General features: G+C 69.9%; 3 protein-coding genes. All 3 read right to left on the reverse strand.

What is annotated here, in order from left to right; all coding sequences use genetic code 11:
• Positions 1-706 (reverse strand): aspartate aminotransferase family protein (locus ACTIAO_RS17585; RefSeq protein ID WP_441907346.1); only part of this gene is annotated, 706 nt, incomplete at its 3' end.
• Positions 703-1,608, reverse strand: coding sequence for an acetylglutamate kinase (gene argB / locus ACTIAO_RS17590; RefSeq protein ID WP_029152232.1), 906 nt, complete (start codon positions 1,606-1,608; stop codon positions 703-705). The genes ACTIAO_RS17585 and argB, both read right to left, overlap by 4 nt.
• Positions 1,605-2,762: a bifunctional glutamate N-acetyltransferase/amino-acid acetyltransferase ArgJ gene (gene argJ, locus ACTIAO_RS17595; protein ID WP_441907347.1), complete on the reverse strand. Its 1,158-nt coding sequence runs from the start codon at positions 2,760-2,762 to the stop codon at positions 1,605-1,607. The genes argB and argJ overlap by 4 nt, the downstream gene beginning before the upstream one ends.
• Between the last annotated feature and the right edge of the window lie 5 nt (positions 2,763-2,767).

A 2,767-nucleotide genomic window follows, 5' to 3' on the forward strand; every position in this document is an offset into this window, starting at 1 on the left:
GGGCGAACCACTCGCCCGTGCGGCCGGATCCGGTCTGCACCTCATCGAGGATGAGAAGGGCGTTGTGCTCGGTCGCGAGTTCGCGCGCCCGCACGAGGAAGCCCTCGGGCAGCGGAACGACCCCGGCCTCGCCTTGGATCGGCTCGGCGAAGATCGCCGCCACGTCACCCGCCGCGAACGCCTCTTCGAGCGCCGCGATCGTGGGGTCGATCGCCTTCACTCCCGGCATGAGCGGCGCGAACGGATCCTGGTACGCGGGCTTCGGCGTGAGCGCGAGCGCGCCCGTGGTGCGCCCGTGGAACGCGCCGTTCAGGCACAGGATCGTGCCCAGGCCGTGCTTGTTGCCGTGCAAACGCGCGAGCTTGATCGCTGTCTCGTTGGCCTCGGTGCCCGCGTTCGCGAGGAACACGCGCCCCTCGTCGCCCGTGCCCGCGAGCCGCTTGAGGCGCGACGCGAGCTCGAGCTGCTGGGGCGTGGCGAAGTAGTTCGACACGTGGATGAGGCGGCCGGCCTGCTGCGTGATGGCGTCAATGACGACCGGGTGGGCGTGGCCGAGGCAGTTCACGGCGATGCCGCCGAGGAAATCGAGGTAACGGCCACCGTCGGTGTCCCACACGTGGGATCCCTTGCCGCGCTCGAGGTTCGCGAGACGGCCGCCCAGGCTCATCAGGTCGCGGCCGGCCTCGTCCTTCCAGTTCTGCGTCATGATGCCGAGACCTCCGTTCCGATTCCGTTGCTGGTGAAGAGTTCGACGAGCACCGAGTGCGGCACCCGTCCGTCGATGATCGAGGCCTTCTGCACGCCGTCGGTGACGGCGTCGAGGCAGGCCTGCATCTTCGGGATCATGCCCGATTCGAGCTTGGGCATGAGGTCGGTGAGCTCGGCCGCGGTCAGGTGCGAGACGAGCGAATCGCGGTTCGGCCAGTCGGCATAGAGGCCGGGAACATCCGTGAGGATCACGAGCTTCTTCGCGCCGAGCGCCCGCGCGAGCGCGGAGGCGGCCGCGTCGGCGTTGATGTTGAGGGTGTGGCCCGGGTTGTCGAGGTCGGGGGCGACGCCCGCGACCACCGGGATCCGGTCGGCCCGCAGGTGGTCGAGCACGGGCGTCGGATCCACCCGCTCGACGTTGCCGACGCGGCCGAGACTCTCCTCGACGCCGTCGATCATCACGCCGCGGCGGCGGCCGCCGAACAGCGCGGCGTCCTCCCCCGAGATCCCCACCGCGAACGGCCCGTGCGAATTGATCTTCGCGACCAGCTGCGGGTTGATCTGGCCTGTGAGCACCATGCGGACCACGCTGATCGCCTCGGTCGAGGTGACGCGGTACCCGCCCTTGAACTCGCTCGGGATCGCCAGGCGGTCGAGCATGTTCGAGATCTGCGGGCCGCCGCCGTGCACGACGACGGGCTTGATGCCGACGTACCGCAGGTAGGCGATGTCCTCGGCGAATGCCTCCTGCAGCTCCTCCGAGATCATCGCGTTGCCGCCGTACTTCACCACGACGATCTCGTCGCGGTACTGCTTGAGCCACGGCAGGGATTCGATGAGCGTGGAGGCCTTGAACTCGGCCTCTTCGGGGCTCGTTTGCTGGAGATCGATCGGTGTCATGAGGAGTATGCGCTGTTCTCGTGGACGTAGGCGTGCGTCAGGTCGTTGGTCATGATCGTCGCCGACTCGGAGCCCGAGCGCAGGTCGATCTCGACGGTCGTCGTGCGGGGCGTGAGGTCGACGTCTTCCCGCGGGCGGTCGGGTCCGCCCTTCGTGCACACCCGCACCCCGTTCATCGTCACGTCGGTGTCGTACGGGTCGAACCGCGCATCGGTCGTGCCGATCGCCGCGAGCACGCGCCCCCAGTTGGGGTCGTTGCCGAACACGGCGGTCTTGAACAGGCTGTTGCGGGCGACCGACCGGCCGACCGTGACCGCGTCGTCTTCGGTCTCGGCCCCCGTGACCGTGATGAGGATGTCGTGGCTCGCGCCCTCGGCGTCGCCCATCAGCTGGGTCGCAAGGTCGAGGCAGACGTCGGTCAGCGCGGCGCGGAACGCGTCGGCGTCGGCGGCGATGCCGGAGGCGCCGCTGGCCAGCAGCGTGACCTGGTCGTTCGTCGACATCGCGCCGTCGGAGTCGAGCCGATCGAACGTCGTCCGCGTGGCGGCGCGCAGGTGCTGATCCGCCTCGTCCGGCGTGAGCTCGGCGTCGGTCGTGATGACGACGAGCATCGTCGCAAGGCCCGGCGCGAGCATGCCCGCGCCCTTCGCCATGCCGCCGATCGTCCAGCCGCCCTCGGAGCGCGTCGCCTGCTTCGGCACCGTGTCGGTGGTCATGATCGCGCGCGCGGCGCTCTCGCCGCCGTCGGCGCTCAGCGCCGCGGCCGCCGCCGTCGTGCCGTCGAGCACCTTCTGCCGGAACACCTCGTCGCCCGTGCCGATCAGGCCCGTCGAGCACACGAGCACGTCGACCGCGCCGACGCCGAGCAGCTCCGCGGCCTTCTCGGCCGTCTGGTGCGAGGTCTGGAAGCCGAACGAGCCCGTGAAGCAGTTCGCTCCGCCGGAGTTGAGCACGATGGCCTCGGCCTTGCCGTCCTTGATGGCCTCCGCCGACCAGATGATCGGGTTGGCCTTCGCGCGGTTCGAGGTGAACACCGCGGCCGCCGTCTTCTGCGGCCCGCGGTTGACGACGAGCGCGACATCGGGCTTGCCGGTCGACTTGAGTCCGGCCGCGACGCCGGCGGCGACGAATCCCTGGGCTGCGGTGACGCTCACGGCGC

It is taken from the genome of Microbacterium sp. (genome assembly GCF_052099035.1).
Taxonomy (GTDB): domain Bacteria; phylum Actinomycetota; class Actinomycetes; order Actinomycetales; family Microbacteriaceae; genus Microbacterium.